Origin of the sequence: Uliginosibacterium sp. 31-12 (genome assembly GCF_030548425.1) — a bacterium.
Classification (GTDB): Bacteria; Pseudomonadota; Gammaproteobacteria; order Burkholderiales; family Rhodocyclaceae; genus Uliginosibacterium; species Uliginosibacterium aquaticum.
On sequence record NZ_JAUOOA010000008.1, the window covers coordinates 103751 to 118577 of the forward strand.

Genomic DNA, 14827 nt, shown 5'->3' on the forward strand with positions numbered 1-14827 from the left:
CTATGTCATCGATTTAGCGAGGATAGTTTCCTGTTTCGGGAGGTGTCAAGTGTTTTCGAGCATCCATTCGAGGATGAAGCTGCTGATTGAGTCGAAACTGCCCAAGTACGGGCGCTTCCAAAGGCTGGAAGACCTTTCGAAAATCAAAGTCAGCGTATGGAAAAGTTGGTGGGCAGGTAGGCAGCGAGCTACTGCGCAGATGGTTGAGGCTGTTGCTTTGATTTGGCCTGAGCATGCCTACTGGCTTGCAACTGGCGATGAGCTTCCCAAGGAGGGGCTCACGAACCCAGCGAGAAGCCCTGAACTAGAGTTCTCAGCGATTGCGGGTATTACTCAGCAAGTGTTGGCAAGACGATTTTCAATTCTCAAGGAATTAACTGGTTGCCTTGACTGGAACGCCATTGAACAAGATGGAGAAATCGTTGCTGAGCGGATATCGGCTGCGGTAGATAAGTTTTTTGAAACGTATGCTGAACTCAGCGATGCTGACATCGCAACGACAGCTTCTGCTCTTGAAAAGATGTCGCCCGATGCAATGACAAAAAGATGGCGGGCCGTATTGGAAAACGATGAACAGTTGAGAGAGCTTGAGAGTGCGCGTGAGCGATTAATGGCAAAGATTTTCTCAAGGTGAAACTGGCTTGCGTTTATCTGCCTCTACAAGTTCGTCTAGCATGTCCGCCCACTTCTGCATCATTTCACGCCTCTCATCCAGGTAAGTCGCGTGGTTGTAGGTTCGGCGTACTGAGTTTGGTTCTGTATGTGCAAGTTGAGCTTCAATCACGTCGCCCCGGTGGCCGAGTTCGTTAAGCCTCGTTGATCCGGTGGTTCGCGTGCCGTGAGGGCTATATTTTGTTGCCCAGCCAAGTTTCTTCAGTGCTTGGCGAATCGTGGCATCAGCCATTGGCTTGTTCCGATCATCACGGCACGGAAAGACAAACGGCGTAGAACCCGTGATTGGGTGCAAAGCCTTTAGTAGATCGACAGCTTGGCGAGGCAAGGGAACCACATGCTCTCGCCGATTTTTCATGCGGTGAGCTTGAATTTTCCATAGGCCTGTTTCCAAGTCGATCTCGGTCCATTCCGCCCGGACGGCTTCGTTCGGGCGCGTCAGCGTGAGCCACATCAGTCGGAAGGCATATATCGTCTGGAAATGGCCGCCGTGCCCCGAGAAGTCTTTCAGAAGTTGCCCGATTTCTGCAGTACTCAAGGCGCGTTTATGCTGGGTCTTGTTTTTCGGTAGCGCCTCGCGCCATTGATGAACTGGGTTCGCGTCAACCCTGAAAGTCTCACAAGCAAGCTCAAAGATGCCGAACATGGTGCGCTTTGCTTCGGCGGCGACTGTGACTCCATTTTCCTTTGAGCTTTTCAGAAGAATGCTGAGGATGATCGGAGGGGTGATCTGCTTGATTGGCAATTTGCCAATGGTTGGGAAAACCACTCGCTCAAGCATGTTTAGCCGTCGAGCTTTGGTGACGGCTTCCCAGCTTTTGAGTGACAGCCATTCCGTTGCGAGAGCTTCAAAAGTGTTAGCCGCTTCCTTGATGAGGCGGGCCTTTTCCTGCTTGCGGTGCACGACGGGGTGAATGCCCTGCTTGACCTGCTTTCGCACTTCATCACAGCGTTCGCGCGCGTCGGCCAACCCCATGTCCGGATAGTTGCCCAGAGCGAACATGGATTCTTTGTTGTTCAGCTTGTATCGGTAGCGCCAGGCTTTGATGCCGGAGGGCTTGATTTCCAGGTACAGGCCATTGAAGTCCTTCAGCCGATATAGCTTTTCGCGGGGTTTGGCGTTGCGGCAATGGGCGTCTGTCAGCATGGCATGCCTCTGAAGGAGTGGACGCTTCGATTGTACCCACTATATCAACATCAAAACTCTGCCTCGTACCCGCTTTTGTACCCGCCTGTCTATTGAAAGCAAGTGAAATTTCATGATGTTTCACGAGCATTCAATCCATGTGAAAACGCCCGCGAATCCTGAGACTGGCGGGCGCTTTGAACGTTTCGCAATGTTTCAGCACATTGCGCGGTGTTGCATCAATCGGGCTACACGTTGAACAGGAAGTTCAGCACGTCGCCATCTTTAACGATGTACTCCTTACCTTCGGAGCGCATCTTGCCGGCCTCCTTGGCACCTTGCTCTCCCTTGTATTGGATGAAGTCGTCAAAGGCGATGGTCTGGGCGCGGATGAAGCCCTTCTCAAAGTCGGTGTGGATCACGCCGGCGGCTTGCGGGGCGGTGTCGCCCTTGTGGATGGTCCAGGCGCGCACTTCCTTCACCCCGGCGGTGAAGTAGGTCTGCAGGCCGAGCAGGTCGTAACCGGCGCGGATCAGGCGGTTCAGCCCAGGCTCTTCGAGGCCGATGTCGGCGAGGAAGGCGAGCTTGTCTTCGTCATCCAGGTCGGCCAGTTCGGCTTCAATCTGGGCGCACAGGGCCACCACCGGCGCGCCTTCCTTGGCGGCGTGCTCACGCAGGCGATCGAGGTGAGGATTGTTCTCGAAGCCGTCTTCGAGCACGTTGCCAACATACATCGCCGGCTTCAGGGTCATCAGGCACAGTGGCTTGAGCTGCACCAGATCGTCTTCGTTTAGCTTGAAGGTGCGGGCTGGCTGGCCTTCGTTCAGATGCGGCAGCATGCTTTCGAGCAGGGCCACGAACTTCTGTGCATCTTTGTCGCCTGCGCGGGCCTTCTTCTGTTCGCGCTGAATGGCCTTTTCCACGGCCGTCATGTCGGCCAGCGCCAGTTCGGTGAGGATGGTCTCGATGTCGGCAATCGGGTCGACGCGGCCAGAGACGTGCACCACGTTTTCGTCATCGAAGCAACGCACCACGTTCACGATCGCGTCAGTTTCACGGATGTTGGCTAGGAACTGGTTGCCCAAGCCTTCACCCTTGGAGGCGCCGGCGACCAGACCAGCGATGTCGACAAACTCGACGATAGCCGGCTGCATGCGCTGCGGTTTGACGATCTCGGCGAGCTGGGCCATGCGCGCATCCGGCACCTCGACAATGCCGACGTTCGGCTCGATGGTGCAGAAGGGGTAGTTCGCTGCTTCGATGCCGGCCTTGGTGAGGGCGTTGAAGAGGGTGGATTTGCCGACGTTGGGCAGGCCGACGATGCCGCACTTGAGACTCATGTTGTTTCCTGGGGTCAGTTAGCAGTTATTTGCCGGTCGCGCGTGCGTTCAATTGAGTGTGGAACAAGGCGCAGCAACGAAGGCAGGGTGGCTCCCTGTCTAGGCGCTGCAACGTAGTGCCACGATCAATTGAGCGCAAGCCCTCCGGGTTGAATCTTATGGCTCATGGATACTGCGTTGCACTCCTTGTGTCGGGCACCTCCCCACACTGCGTCACGCGCCTTGTCCCATAAGCCATAAGACTCAACACGATCCGGCAAATAACTACTAACTGACCCCCGGCGCAGCAGGGCGCGCGTTGATGTGTTGGGTGGCGGCATTCCACTCGCCGCTGGCAATTTTGGACCAGGCTGCGAGGGCGCGATCGATCGCCGTGTCGATTTCGCTTTGTTCTTCGCGACGCGGGCGGTTCAGGACGAAATTGGCGACTTCGTTCTTGTCGCCGGGGTGGCCGATGCCGATGCGCAGGCGCCAGTAGTCCTGCGTCGACAGGCGCGAAGAAATGTCCTTGAGACCGTTGTGTCCGCCAAGACCCCCACCGAATTTGAGCCGCAGCTGGCCGGGCGGGATGTCGAGTTCATCATGCACGACGAGTATTTCATTCGGCAGGATGCGGTAAAAATGCGCCAAGGCCAGGACTGATTGGCCAGAGCGATTCATGAAAGTCTGCGGCAGAAGGAGCCAGGTGTTGCCGGCCTTGCCGACGAAGCCATGAAAACGGCTTTCATGATTGAAGCGGGCGCCCAGGTCCTGTGCCAGGCGCTCACAAAACCAAAACCCGGCGTTATGCCGGGTCTCGGTGTATTCGGCCCCGGGGTTCCCGAGGCCGACAATCAGCTTGGGAGCCGATTGGCTCATCAGGCCTTGGCTTCGCCTTCAGCGGCGGCCGCGTCAGCAACTGCGCCGCGCACGGTGACGATGGATGCGAGCACCTTGTCGCCATCAGCGGCGTGGGCCAGCTCAACGCCAGCCGGCAGCTTCAGGTCACGAACGTGCAGGGCTGCACCGTTGTCCAGATCCTTGCAGTCAACTTCCAGGAATTCCGGCAGGCTGCCCGGCAGACCCTTGACGTCAAGTTCGTTCACGCCGTGCGACAGCATGCCGCCATGCAGCTTCACGCCAGGGCATGCATCCGCATTGATGAAGTGGACCGGCACCTTGATGTGGATGGCGTGGGTGGCGTCGACGCGCTGGAAATCGATGTGCAGCACGATCTGGCGGAACGGGTGCCATTGCACGTCACGCAGCACGGCGGTCTCGGTCTTGCCTTCGACGTCGATGCTCAGCACGGAACTGTGGAAGGCTTCCTTGCGCAGGGCGTGGAACAGATCGTTGTGATCCAGATTGATCTGGACGGCAGGCTGACCGGCACCGTAGATGATGCCTGGGGTGACGCCGGCATGACGCTGGCGGCGGCTCGCACCCTTACCCTTGACGTCACGCTTGGTGGCTTTGACATTGAATTGCATGTTGAACTTCTCCAGTAAATGGCGAGAACCGCGACCAGATCCCACCAGGGCAAAAAGGCGGAGCTTGATGGCTCCGCCCGAAACTTGTACGACTATTCGTCCATGAACAGCGAGGACACCGACTCTTCATTGCTGATGCGCAGCATGGTGTCTGCCAGCAGGGAGCCGATCGAAATCTGCTTGATCTTGGGGCAGGCGCGGGCGTCTTCGCGCAGGGCAATGGTGTCGGTCACGACCAGCTCGTCCAGCTCTGATTCGGTGATGCGGGCAATAGCGGAGCCGGACAACACGGGGTGGGTGATGTAGCTCACCACGCGCTTGGCGCCGTGTTCCTTGAGTGCCTGGGCCGCCTTGCACAGGGTTCCCGCGGTGTCGACGATGTCGTCGACGATCACGCAGGTGCGGCCCGACACGTCGCCGATAATGTTCATCACTTCGGAGACATTGGCTTTCGGGCGGCGCTTGTCGATGATGGCCAGCTCGGTTTCGAGCTGCTTGGCCACAGCGCGGGCGCGCACCACGCCGCCGACGTCCGGCGACACGACCATCAGGTCGCTGGAGTGCTCAGCCTTGCGCAGATGCGAGAGCAGCAGTGGGGTGGCGTAGATGTTGTCGACCGGGATGTCGAAGAAGCCCTGGATCTGGTCGGCGTGTAGATCAACCGTCAGCACGCGCTGCACGCCCACGGCCTGCAGCATGTTGGCCACTACCTTGGCGGTGATCGGCACGCGGGCTGAACGCGGACGGCGATCCTGGCGGGCATAGCCGAGGTAGGGGATGGCGGCGGTGATGCGACCGGCCGAGGCGCGCTTGAGCGCGTCGACCATGATCATCAACTCCATGAGGTTGTCGTTGGTCGGGGTGGATGTCGGCTGAAGCACGAAAACGTCTTTACCGCGGACGTTCTCAAGCAGTTCGACATTCACTTCGCCGTCGGAGAAGCGACCGACCGTGGCGGAGCCAACGGCGATGCCCAAGCGTTTGACGACGTCGGCAGCCAGTTTGGGATTGGCGTTGCCAGTGAAGACCATCAGGCTGCGGTACGCCATGACTACCTCGTGTATGCGTTGGCAGAAACAATTCGGGCAGGCCGACAGCCTCGGCTGTGACCTGCCCGTTCATTGGGGCTGGGGAAGAAGGATTCGAACCTTCGAATACCGGAATCAAAATCCGGTGCCTTGACCAACTTGGCGACTCCCCAACAAAACCTGTGCTGTGCGATGGAAGCAACGCTTGAATCCATCGTACAAAAATTCAATCTCTTGCCCAAGCATGCAGTGGATGCTTGTCCAGTGAAGGGGCGCACCACACGCGCCATTTATCCCGCACTGCTTCAACAACTTCTTTTGCCTCGGCTTCGCGCTGGCAGGAAAGGAACACACAGGCTCCAGATCCACTCATTCGCGCAGTGCCGAAAGGAGTCAGCGCATCAAGCGCTTGCTGCACTTCCGGATACAGCCGGCAGGCCACTGCTTGCATGTCGTTGCGTCCCTGTTGCTCCAGAAACGCTTGTGTTTGCTCAGCAGCGAAGCCCGGCATTATCAGGATCGAAGAGTCCCTTGTCAATTCTTTTGCACGAAAAATTTCAATAGTAGGGACGGCGACCGGGGGTTCGATCACCACATACCATGCTGGCGGCAATTCGAGCGGCTGCAGTGCTTCGCCAACGCCCTCGGCCCAAGCCGTCTGTCCGAAGAGGAAAAACGGCACGTCGGCGCCTAACTCCAGCCCCCAGGCTTGCAGTTCTGCTCGGGTGCAGCCGAGTTGCCACAGATGGTTCAGCGCCAGCAAGGTGGTGGCGGCGTCCGAGCTGCCGCCACCGAGTCCGCCACCCATGGGGAGTTGTTTGTCGATGCGGATCTCCACTCCCAGCCGACAGCCCGTGCGGGCTTGCAGCAGGCGTGCAGCACGGACGACGAGGTCCGCGTCCTCGGCTACGCCGGGAACCTCGCTCAGGCGCCGGATGGCGCCGTCCTCGCGGACGCGAAACCCCAGCGTGTCACCGTGATCGAGCATGCGGAATGCGGTCTGCAGCAGATGGTAACCATCGGCACGGCGGCCGGTGACATGCAGGAACAGATTGATCTTGGCAGGCGCCGGGCAGTACAGAAAGCCGTCTAGATGAACCATTCTTCGATCACGAGCTTGAGGCGCAGCCCCGGTTGTTCAACTTCCAGCGTGCGCGGCAGGGCGTTGGCCTGTTCGCTTTCATAGCCTGTGATGCGAACTGCCCAGCCCTGATCGAGGGCGTCGAGCAGGCGGCCTTGTGCATCGCGGCGGATTTCGCTGGCCTGGGCGCTGAGGCGGCCGAGTACCCATTGGCTGAGTGCGTCGAGGGGTACCGGGGTGTCGGTGAAGCGGGTCATCAGGCGATCTGCCGTACGGGCTTCGTAGAGTTCGCCGTCGGCACTGATCCAGCGTGCGCCTTTGGGGCTGCTCTGCAGCTCCGCCAGCATGTTACCCAGCGGCGAGGCAAAGCCGAGCGAGTCACTGTCGCGGTTGTGCTCCCACATGATGCGCACGTTGTTGGCGCTCTTCCCCTGGTCGATGGCGACTCGTCCGCTGAGGGCGAATTTCTGCACGCTGTCGCGTACCGGCCGGGGCGGAATCTCCTGCGGAGCGGGCGGAGTGCTGGCACAGGCTGTCAGCAACAGGGTGATGAGTGCAAGCAGAAAGCGCTTCATGGTCAGAGTCCCAGGCGTTTGCCGAGGCGGGTAAGGAGTTCGTTGGCCGGGTTGCGGGTTGTGTTTTCCTGCCAGAGCAGGCGCGCGTCGTCACGCTTGCCGGCAGACCACAACACTTCGATCAGATGACTGGCCACCTCTGGATCCGGAAAGAGTGCGTAAGCCTGACGCAGGAGAGGTTCGGCCAGATCGAAGCGCTTCTGGCGGAAGCGCAGCCAGCCCATGCTGTCGAGGATCGCTGCGTCCTGCGGGGCGAGCTGGAGGGCCTGGGTGAGCAGTTGCTCGGCTTCGTCAAGGTGTTGGTTCCGATCCGCGAAGGAGTAGCCCAGGGCGTTGAGGGCGTGGGCATGGTCCGGCTTGAGGTTCAGGATGCGCCGCAAGCGCTGCTCCATCAGCGCCGGTTTGCCAAGCTGTTCGGCGAGGAGGGCGGCGTCATACAGCACGTCGACATGATCGGGTTGGAGCTTCAGCTCTTCTTCCAATACGGCCAGTGCGCCGCGCTGATCTCCCTGTTCGCGCAGCAACTGGGCTTCCTGCAAGCCGATGGCGGCACGTTCTTCCGGCATGGCGCGGCGGGCGGCAGCCAGCCCGGCGCGGGCTTCTGGCAGTTGCTGGTTGCGAGCCAGCAGACGAGCTTTGTTGGCTTGAGCATTCACGTAGTGCGGGCCAGGGGCGACACCGTCGAAAGTCTGGATGGCTTTGGCGGTGTTGCCGCGTTCGGCTTCGATCTGGCCGAGGATCAGTTGCAGGCGGTCAGCTTCCCCCCAGTTCTGCTCGAGCAGCTTTTCGAGGAGACTTTCGGCGTTGGCCAGGTCATTGAATTCGAGGGCTACGCCGGCCAGTGCAAAGGCGACTTCGGGGCGTTCGGGCGGCGTCTGTATCAGGCGGAGATAGGTTTCACGTGCCTCGGCCTTTTGCTGGCCCTGAAGCATCAGGCGGATCTGAGCAATTCCTAGGTCGTGGGCGCGCGGATTGCGTTGCAGGTAGGTGGCCAATAGTGCGCTGACTTCCTCGCGCTGGGCGTCGCCCGCCAGATCGGCGAGCAGCAGTAGGGGGGGCTCCCAGTCCGGCTTGAGGCGATGCGCGCGTAGGGCTGCCGCGTAGCTGGCCGATGGGTCCTTGATGTCACGCTGGACAAGGGCTTCGCTGAAGTGTGCTTCGGCCATGCTCTGATAGGGCTGGAGCAGTTTCTGCACGGTGCGCAGGACGTAGGCCTTGTCACTATTGCGACCATAAAGACCGGGCAGCTGGAGGATCAGGCGCTCGCGCCCCGCCGGTTGTTCGGCCAGCAGTTTGCGCAGCGTTTCTTCTGCGTCGTCCGGATTCTGTTGCATGAGCAGCAGGAGGCGGGCGAGATCGATTTCATTGGCGCGCAGCTGGATGCGCGGGTCGCCCGAGCGGCGTGCCATGTCGTTGTAGCCGAAGGCGGCATCGTCGATCAGCCCGCGTGCCAGCGCGATTTCGCTCAGCAGCATCTGGGCCAGCAACTGGGCGCTGTTGAGCGGCACAGCGCTGTTTTTGCCCTGCGCTGGCTTGGTTTGGCGTGGTGCTTCGGCATGGAGGTTGCCGGCAAAGAGCAGGCCGAGGGCCAGCAGGCAGGGCTTCAGACGGGGAGAGGACATGAAGTATTCCGGCAATCAGGGGTGGCAGCGCCCGGCTCGGGCTTGAAGCCGATCTTAGCAGCAGTGTACTGTTTTGATCTTTGCCGCAGCCAGAAGGACAGCGCATGCCGGAGTTGCCGGAAGTTGAAGTAACCCGTCTGGGGATTGAGCCGCATCTGCTCGGGCAGGTCGTGAGTGGCGTGTCCATCCGCCAGCCGCGCTTGCGTTACCCGGTGCCGGACGATCTGGCCGGACGGCTGAGCGGGCTGCGGGTGGAGGCGGTGCGGCGGCGGGCCAAGTACCTGCTGATCGATTTTGCGGCCGGCAGCCTGCTGATCCATCTAGGGATGTCTGGCAGCTTGCGCATTCTTGCGGCGGATTCGCCAGCGGAAAAGCATGATCACTTTGACTTGGTGCTCGGCGCGACGATCCTGCGCCTGCGGGATCCGCGGCGTTTTGGCGCCGTGCTGTGGCTGCCGCATCCGGCCGAGGCGCATCCCTTGCTTGCCGGACTGGGCCTGGAGCCGCTAGGGGCCGGCTTTGACGGGGCGGCCTTGCAGAGCATGTGCGCTGGCCGCAAGACGCCGATCAAGCTGCTCATCATGGACGGTCATCTGCTGGTCGGGGTCGGCAATATTTATGCTTCCGAAAGCCTGTTCCGGGCGCGGATCCACCCGGCTACGCCGGCCGGACGCCTGTCGCGTGCGCGTTGCGATCGGCTGGCGCAGTGCATTCGCGATACCTTGCAGGACGCGCTGGCTGCTGGCGGCAGCACTTTGCGCGACTTCCTGCACAGCGATGGTTCGGCTGGTTATTTCCAGCAGCAATATTTTGCCTACGGGCGGGCGGGTGAGGCTTGTCGGGTGTGCGGCGGCAGGATCCACAAGCGTGTGATGGGGCAGCGTGCCACGTTCTTCTGCCCCCGCTGCCAGCGCCTGCCGTCGGGCGGGAAAGTCTGAGCGGGTCGCCGATAAATTGTCCAAACCCTTGATTAAAAGGGGGGTAAGGGCGCTATCCTACGCACAACTTGAGCGCCGCGATTCGTCCGCTGCGTACCGGATTTCAGACCTTGGAGCCTTGCAATGGCCCTGATTGACAGCTTTTCCGCCTATACCCGCTGGCGTGCCGATGTCGGCAACGCCGTGCAGCATCTGCGCTCCTGGCTGGCGCACAACGAGATCGGTGATGCCCAGACCGAGCTGCGCCTGAATTGCGTGCTGGATCGCCTGAAGGAAGACAAGCTCGTTGTGGCATTTGTCGCCGAGTTCTCGCGTGGCAAGTCCGAGCTGATCAATGCCATCTTCTTCTCGCACTATGGCAGCCGCATCCTGCCTTCCAGCGCTGGCCGCACCACCATGTGTCCGACCGAGCTGCAATGGGAGCCGGGGCAGACGCCAGGCGTACGTCTGTTGCCGATCGAGACGCGTAATCGCCAGGAAAGCGTGGCTGATCTGCGCCGCATCCCCTCGGAATGGGTGCTGGAGCCGATAGATCTGAACGATGCCGAGAGTCTGCAGCGTGCTTTTGCCCGCGTTGGCGAGACGCGCCTGGTGCCGCGTGACACCGCAGAGCAGCTGGGCTTTGCGGTGGACGACAGCGGCGTGGAAGGTACCCGGCCGAATGCGGAAGGCATGGTCGAGATTGCCTGCTGGCGTCACGCCATCGTGCAGTTCCCGCACCCCTTGCTGGAGCAGGGGCTGGTCATCGTCGACACCCCGGGGCTGAACGCCATCGGTTCGGAACCCGAGCTGACGCTTTCGCTGCTGCCCTCGGCGCATGCTGTGCTGTTCATCCTGGCGGCAGATACCGGCGTCACGCATAGCGACCTGCAGGTCTGGCAGAAGCATGTGAACGTTGGCCATACCCAGCGCCATGGCCGCATGGTGGTGCTCAACAAGATCGATGGTCTGTGGGATGGCCTGCGCTCCGAAGCCGAGATCGATGCCGAGATCGCCAAGCAACTGCGCACGGCTGCGGCCACTCTGGATGTGCCGGAGTCGCTGGTGTTCCCCGTGTCTGCCCAGAAGGCCTTGCTGGCCAAGGTGAGCCAGGATGGTGCGTTGCTCGAGCGCTCGCGTATTTCGGCGCTGGAAAGCGCGCTGTCGACCGAGCTGTTGCCGGCTCGGCAGGACATCATCCGTGAGAATGCCCTGCTCGAATGCGGCGAAATCATCCGCCGCGCGGGCGAGCTCTTGCATACGCGGCTGGTTGGCCTGCGTGAGCAGCTCAAGGAGATGGCGGATCTGCGCGGCAAGAATCAGAGCGTGATCGAGTACATGATGCGCAAGGTGCGCGCCGAGAAGGATGAATTCGATCAGGGCCTGCAGAAGTATCACGCGGTGCGCAGCGTGTTCACCAACCTGTCCAACAAGGTGTACTCGCACATCGGCATGGACGCGGTGCGTACCGAGACCCGCCGCACCCGTGAAGCCATGGGCACGGCTACTTTCTCGCGCGATCTGCGTCAGGCCATGCTGGAGTTCTTCGATGCACTGCGGGCCAAGCTGCGTGACTCCTCGGGCGAGATCAACGAGATCACCACCATGCTTGATGCGATGTACAAGCGCCTGGCCGTGGAGCATGGCCTCAAGCTCGCCTCGCCGAACACCTTCTCGACCCTGCGCTATGAGCGCGACATTGTGCGCCTGGAGCGTGCCTTCAACGAGGAGCTGAATACCCTGGCCTCAATGGTGACTCACACCAAGAGCACGCTGACCCAGCGTTTCTTCGAAACGGTTGCGCTGGAGGCTCGCAAGACCTTCGAAATGGCCAATCGCGATGTGGAGCAGTGGCTGCGCGTGGTGATGTCGCCGCTCGAAACCCAGGTGCGCGAGTATCAGCTGCAGTTGAAGCGGCGCCTGGAAAGCGTCAAGCGCGTGCATGAGGCGACCGGTACGCTTGAGGAACGCATCCGCGAACTGATGCAGGCCGAAGGTTCCTTGCTGCGTCAGATGAAGGAAATCGACGCGATGCGTTACGTGATCGAGAAGGCGCTGGGCGCCTCGATCGATTCGGTGCCGCGGCGCGAGGATGATCTGGCTGCCTGAGCGGGCCAATGCACAAAAAGAAACCGGGCCTTGGCCCGGTTTCTTTTTGTGCTGAGGAGGCTTACTTCTGGGTCAGCTTGATGAACTTGGCCATCAGTTGGTCCGGATTCTCGACCCGGTCCGGGTCGTGCGGGATGCAGTCGACCGGACAGACCTGCTGGCACTGCGGCTCATCGTAGTGGCCCACGCATTCGGTGCACTTGTCCGGATTGATCTCGTAGATTTCCTCGCCTTGCGAGATGGCGCCGTTGGGGCATTCAGGTTCGCAGACGTCGCAGTTGATGCAGTCGTCGGTGATGATCAGGGCCATTCGGGTCTTTCCTTTCGGTGTTGCAGTGGCTGCCCGGCGGACCGGGCTGGCTGGGTTATTCCGGGTTCAGCGGGCGGCGAGCTTGGCGCGGATGCGCGTGGTGACCGTGGGGTGCACGAACGTGCTGACGTCACCGCCAAGCAGGCCGATCTCTCGCACCATGGTTGCCGAGAGGAACATGTTTTCCTCGCCGGGGGTCAGGAATAGGGTTTCGACATCCGGATGCAGGCGGCGGTTCATGCCCGCCATCTGGAACTCGTATTCGAAGTCGGAGACAGCACGCAGGCCGCGCACGATTACGCCAGCGCGTTTCTCGCGCACAAAATCAATCAGCAGACCCGAAAAGCCCAACACTTCGATGTTGGGCAAGTCACCCAATACCTCCTGGGCGATTTCCACCCGCTCGGCCAGCGAGAAGAGCGGATTCTTGCCACTGCTGGCAGCGACGCCGAGGATGATGTGATCAAAGATACGGGCACTGCGGCGCAGCAGATCTTCGTGGCCGCGGGTGAGCGGATCGAAGGTGCCGGGGTAGACGGCGATGCGCGGATTCATGCGGATTCTCCTGCCGGGGGAAGGGCGAACAGTCGGTAGTGTACCTGACCCGCTTTGCCGGATTTGCGCAGTGCGAGGCCGGCGTAGGCGTCCACCGCCTCCTCGGCTTCAAGATAGACCCGTGCGCCGGGGGCGAGCACCTTGGCCAGGTGGGGCTCCAGGCGCTCCAGCCAGCCTTGGCGATAGGGCGGGTCGAGGAACACCAGATCGAAGCGCTCCGGTGTGCTCTGCAGGTATTTCAGCGCATCCCCCGTGACCAGCTTCAGGTTGCCGAACGCCAGCTTGGCCTGATTTTCACGCAGATGGCTGGCGACTTTCGGCGCGAGTTCCAGCAGCGTGACGCTGGCGGCTTCTCGCGAAGCCGCCTCGAAGCCCAGCGCTCCGCTACCAGCAAACAGGTCCAGGCAGTGGAGGCCGTCCAGCTCCTGCCCGAGCCAGTTGAAGAGGGTTTCACGCACGCGATCCGGCGTCGGCCGCAGGCCGATCGAGTCGGGCACTTCAATGAGGCGGGAGCGGTGCGTGCCGCCAATGATGCGAACCTTGCTCACGGGAGTTCGGGCGAATGGAAAGGCGCGCATTTTCGCATGGCTTGGGCTACACCGGCAGTCGGTGGCGATGTGCTACAGCCCCGCCGCCGGTTTGCAGGGGCTTATCTGCTTGGCGCGGGTTTGCCGCCCACGATCACGGTGACCAGATGTTCCGGTTTCACATGGCGCGCGAAAGCGGCGCGTACATCTTCCAGGGTGACGGCTTCGACGCGGGCGGCGTAGGTATCCAGCGCGTCGAGTGGGCGGCGGTAGAAGCCAAGGTCGGCGACCTGACCGAGCAGTTTGGCATTGCTGTCGAGGCGCAGCGCGAAACTGTTGATCAGGTTGGCTTTGGCGGCGGCCAGCTCCTCGGCTCTGGGGCCTTCGGCGAGAAATTTCGCCAGCGTGTCCTGCGCGACCTTGACGGCTTCTTCAGCCTGCTCTGCCTTGGTTTCGAGGCCGATGCGGAACAGGCCGTCGGCGGCCATCGGAGCGAAGTAGCTGTAGGCGCCGTAGGCGAGGCCGCGCGCGTCGCGGATTTCTTTCATCAGGCGGGCATTGAAGCCACCTCCGCCGAGCGTGTAGTTGCCCACGGTGAGGGCCATCAGGTCAGGATCGGCGCGCTTCAAGGCGGGCATGCCGATGGCGATGTGGGCTTGCACGGAGGGGTGCGGGATACGCTCGAGGCCGCCCTTGGGGAGACTGACGGCGGGGAGGGGCGGAGCTTCGTTGCCGGTCGGCAGCCCTGCGACCAAGGCGTTTGCGATGGCTTCGGCCTGGGCGCGGCTGAGATTGCCGACCAGCGAGATCTGGGCATTGCGGGTGACATAGAAGCGGCGGTGGAAGTCGATCAGGTCCTGGCGTGTCAGGCGCTTCAGATCCGCCTCGCTGAGGATCTTGCCGTAGGGGTGGTCGCCGTAGTTGAGCTGGCCGAAACGACGGGCGAGGACTGCGGCAGGCTGGGTCATGCCCTCTCTCAAGCCGGCAATGGCACGGGCGCGCTCGCGCTCCAGCACCGCAGGCGGAAAACTCGGTTCGGTGAGGATCTGGCGCAGCAGACCCAGTGCGGCCTCGCGCTCGCTGACGCTGCTGAGCACGCGCAGATGCAGGCTGGCACGGTCGGCATCGATGCCGCCGCCAAGTTGGGCACCGACATCGGCGAGGCGGTCGGCAATCGCGTTGTCATCCAGCGCACGCTTGCCCTGGCCAACGCCGGCGTCGAGCAGGCCCTGGGTCAGGGCGGCCGTGCCAGGCCGGGCGGGCGGATCAAAGGCCGAGCCGGCCGCGAAATCGATCTGCACGTCGAGCATGGGCAGGTTGTTGTTTTCGACGAAGAGCACCCGTGCCCCATTCGCTGTGTTCCAGCTTTCGATGGCGACGCCAGCGTGCGCAAAGCCGCTGAGCAGGGTGAGCAAGCTGGTGAGGATCAGTTTCATTGCAGGCATCCAGTTCTGTAGGGAGGGCTCGGGTCCGCCATCGGTGCTGATGCGCGGCTC

Annotated in this window: 14 protein-coding genes, 1 tRNA gene and 1 pseudogene; 3 read left to right on the plus strand and 13 right to left on the minus strand. The window is 61.4% G+C overall.

What is annotated here, in order from left to right; all coding sequences use genetic code 11:
- Positions 1-73 precede the first annotated feature (73 nt).
- Positions 74-634 (plus strand): hypothetical protein, encoded by a 561-nt coding sequence (locus Q3Y64_RS15175; protein WP_303563112.1) that lies wholly within the window; start codon positions 74-76, stop codon positions 632-634.
- Here the strand turns inward: Q3Y64_RS15175 and Q3Y64_RS15180 are convergent.
- From Q3Y64_RS15180 to Q3Y64_RS15220, 9 genes are all read right to left on the minus strand, one after another.
- Positions 626-1819 carry an integrase arm-type DNA-binding domain-containing protein gene (locus Q3Y64_RS15180; RefSeq protein WP_303563114.1) on the minus strand — a complete coding sequence of 398 codons (1194 nt, stop codon included), beginning with the start codon at positions 1817-1819 and terminating at the stop codon, positions 626-628. The genes Q3Y64_RS15175 and Q3Y64_RS15180 overlap by 9 nt on opposite strands.
- Positions 1820-2046: 227 nt before the next feature.
- Positions 2047-3138 (minus strand): redox-regulated ATPase YchF, encoded by a 1092-nt coding sequence (gene ychF, locus Q3Y64_RS15185; RefSeq protein WP_101943312.1) that lies wholly within the window; start codon positions 3136-3138, stop codon positions 2047-2049.
- Positions 3139-3405: 267 nt separating this feature from the next.
- The gene (gene pth, locus Q3Y64_RS15190; RefSeq protein WP_101943313.1) at positions 3406-3996 is read right to left on the minus strand and encodes an aminoacyl-tRNA hydrolase; all 591 of its coding nucleotides are present in this window, start codon (positions 3994-3996) and stop codon (positions 3406-3408) included.
- Positions 3996-4607 (minus strand): 50S ribosomal protein L25/general stress protein Ctc, encoded by a 612-nt coding sequence (locus Q3Y64_RS15195; protein ID WP_303563119.1) that lies wholly within the window; start codon positions 4605-4607, stop codon positions 3996-3998. The genes pth and Q3Y64_RS15195 overlap by 1 nt, the downstream gene beginning before the upstream one ends.
- 92 nt (positions 4608-4699) lie before the next feature.
- Positions 4700-5656: a ribose-phosphate pyrophosphokinase gene (locus Q3Y64_RS15200; RefSeq protein WP_101943315.1), complete on the minus strand. Its 957-nt coding sequence runs from the start codon at positions 5654-5656 to the stop codon at positions 4700-4702.
- 78 nt (positions 5657-5734) lie between these two features.
- Positions 5735-5808: transfer RNA gene (locus Q3Y64_RS15205), tRNA-Gln, on the minus strand.
- 53 nt (positions 5809-5861) lie between these two features.
- A complete protein-coding gene (gene ispE, locus Q3Y64_RS15210) occupies positions 5862-6737 on the minus strand; it encodes a 4-(cytidine 5'-diphospho)-2-C-methyl-D-erythritol kinase (RefSeq protein WP_303563122.1) in 876 nt (291 codons plus the stop codon).
- Positions 6725-7291, minus strand: a complete 567-nt coding sequence (gene lolB / locus Q3Y64_RS15215) for a lipoprotein insertase outer membrane protein LolB (RefSeq protein WP_303563124.1) — start codon at positions 7289-7291, stop codon at positions 6725-6727. Before lolB ends, ispE begins: the two co-directional genes overlap by 13 nt.
- A 2-nt stretch (positions 7292-7293) precedes the next feature.
- Positions 7294-8913: a tetratricopeptide repeat protein gene (locus tag Q3Y64_RS15220; protein ID WP_303563126.1), complete on the minus strand. Its 1620-nt coding sequence runs from the start codon at positions 8911-8913 to the stop codon at positions 7294-7296.
- 104 nt (positions 8914-9017) lie between these two features.
- Between Q3Y64_RS15220 and mutM the strand changes: the two genes are divergently transcribed.
- Both mutM and Q3Y64_RS15230 read left to right on the plus strand, forming a co-directional pair.
- The gene (mutM, locus tag Q3Y64_RS15225; RefSeq protein WP_303563128.1) at positions 9018-9851 is read left to right on the plus strand and encodes a bifunctional DNA-formamidopyrimidine glycosylase/DNA-(apurinic or apyrimidinic site) lyase; all 834 of its coding nucleotides are present in this window, start codon (positions 9018-9020) and stop codon (positions 9849-9851) included.
- A 123-nt stretch (positions 9852-9974) separates the two neighbouring features.
- On the plus strand, positions 9975-11939 hold the full coding sequence (locus Q3Y64_RS15230) for a dynamin family protein (protein ID WP_101943320.1): 1965 nt from the start codon (positions 9975-9977) through the stop codon (positions 11937-11939).
- A 61-nt stretch (positions 11940-12000) separates the two neighbouring features.
- Here Q3Y64_RS15230 and Q3Y64_RS15235 read toward each other — a convergent pair.
- The 4 genes and pseudogenes from Q3Y64_RS15235 to Q3Y64_RS15250 form a co-directional block, all read right to left on the minus strand.
- A pseudogene (locus Q3Y64_RS15235) lies at positions 12001-12300 on the minus strand (YfhL family 4Fe-4S dicluster ferredoxin); the annotation flags it as partial.
- A gap of 15 nt (positions 12301-12315) precedes the next feature.
- Positions 12316-12804, minus strand: a complete 489-nt coding sequence (coaD, locus tag Q3Y64_RS15240) for a pantetheine-phosphate adenylyltransferase (RefSeq protein WP_101943322.1) — start codon at positions 12802-12804, stop codon at positions 12316-12318.
- Positions 12801-13352: a 16S rRNA (guanine(966)-N(2))-methyltransferase RsmD gene (rsmD, locus tag Q3Y64_RS15245; RefSeq protein ID WP_303563132.1), complete on the minus strand. Its 552-nt coding sequence runs from the start codon at positions 13350-13352 to the stop codon at positions 12801-12803. Before rsmD ends, coaD begins: the two co-directional genes overlap by 4 nt.
- A gap of 101 nt (positions 13353-13453) precedes the next feature.
- Positions 13454-14767 carry a pitrilysin family protein gene (locus Q3Y64_RS15250; protein ID WP_303563133.1) on the minus strand — a complete coding sequence of 438 codons (1314 nt, stop codon included), beginning with the start codon at positions 14765-14767 and terminating at the stop codon, positions 13454-13456.
- Positions 14768-14827: the final 60 nt, after the last annotated feature.

Bases quoted from the DNA above. Each gene is read 5' to 3' on its own strand.
- lolB (WP_303563124.1), bottom strand. From the start codon at position 7,291: ATGAAGCGCTTTCTGCTTGCACTCATCACCCTGTTGCTGACAGCCTGT.
- Q3Y64_RS15200 (WP_101943315.1), bottom strand. From the start codon at position 5,656: ATGGCGTACCGCAGCCTGATGGTCTTCACTGGCAACGCCAATCCCAAA.
- Q3Y64_RS15195 (WP_303563119.1), bottom strand. From the start codon at position 4,607: ATGCAATTCAATGTCAAAGCCACCAAGCGTGACGTCAAGGGTAAGGGT.
- Q3Y64_RS15250 (WP_303563133.1), bottom strand. From the start codon at position 14,767: ATGAAACTGATCCTCACCAGCTTGCTCACCCTGCTCAGCGGCTTTGCG.
- Q3Y64_RS15175 (WP_303563112.1), top strand. From the start codon at position 74: ATGAAGCTGCTGATTGAGTCGAAACTGCCCAAGTACGGGCGCTTCCAA.
- Q3Y64_RS15220 (WP_303563126.1), bottom strand. From the start codon at position 8,913: ATGTCCTCTCCCCGTCTGAAGCCCTGCCTGCTGGCCCTCGGCCTGCTC.
- Q3Y64_RS15180 (WP_303563114.1), bottom strand. From the start codon at position 1,819: ATGCTGACAGACGCCCATTGCCGCAACGCCAAACCCCGCGAAAAGCTA.
- pth (WP_101943313.1), bottom strand. From the start codon at position 3,996: ATGAGCCAATCGGCTCCCAAGCTGATTGTCGGCCTCGGGAACCCCGGG.
- coaD (WP_101943322.1), bottom strand. From the start codon at position 12,804: ATGAATCCGCGCATCGCCGTCTACCCCGGCACCTTCGATCCGCTCACC.
- ispE (WP_303563122.1), bottom strand. From the start codon at position 6,737: ATGGTTCATCTAGACGGCTTTCTGTACTGCCCGGCGCCTGCCAAGATC.
- ychF (WP_101943312.1), bottom strand. From the start codon at position 3,138: ATGAGTCTCAAGTGCGGCATCGTCGGCCTGCCCAACGTCGGCAAATCC.
- mutM (WP_303563128.1), top strand. From the start codon at position 9,018: ATGCCGGAGTTGCCGGAAGTTGAAGTAACCCGTCTGGGGATTGAGCCG.
- Q3Y64_RS15230 (WP_101943320.1), top strand. From the start codon at position 9,975: ATGGCCCTGATTGACAGCTTTTCCGCCTATACCCGCTGGCGTGCCGAT.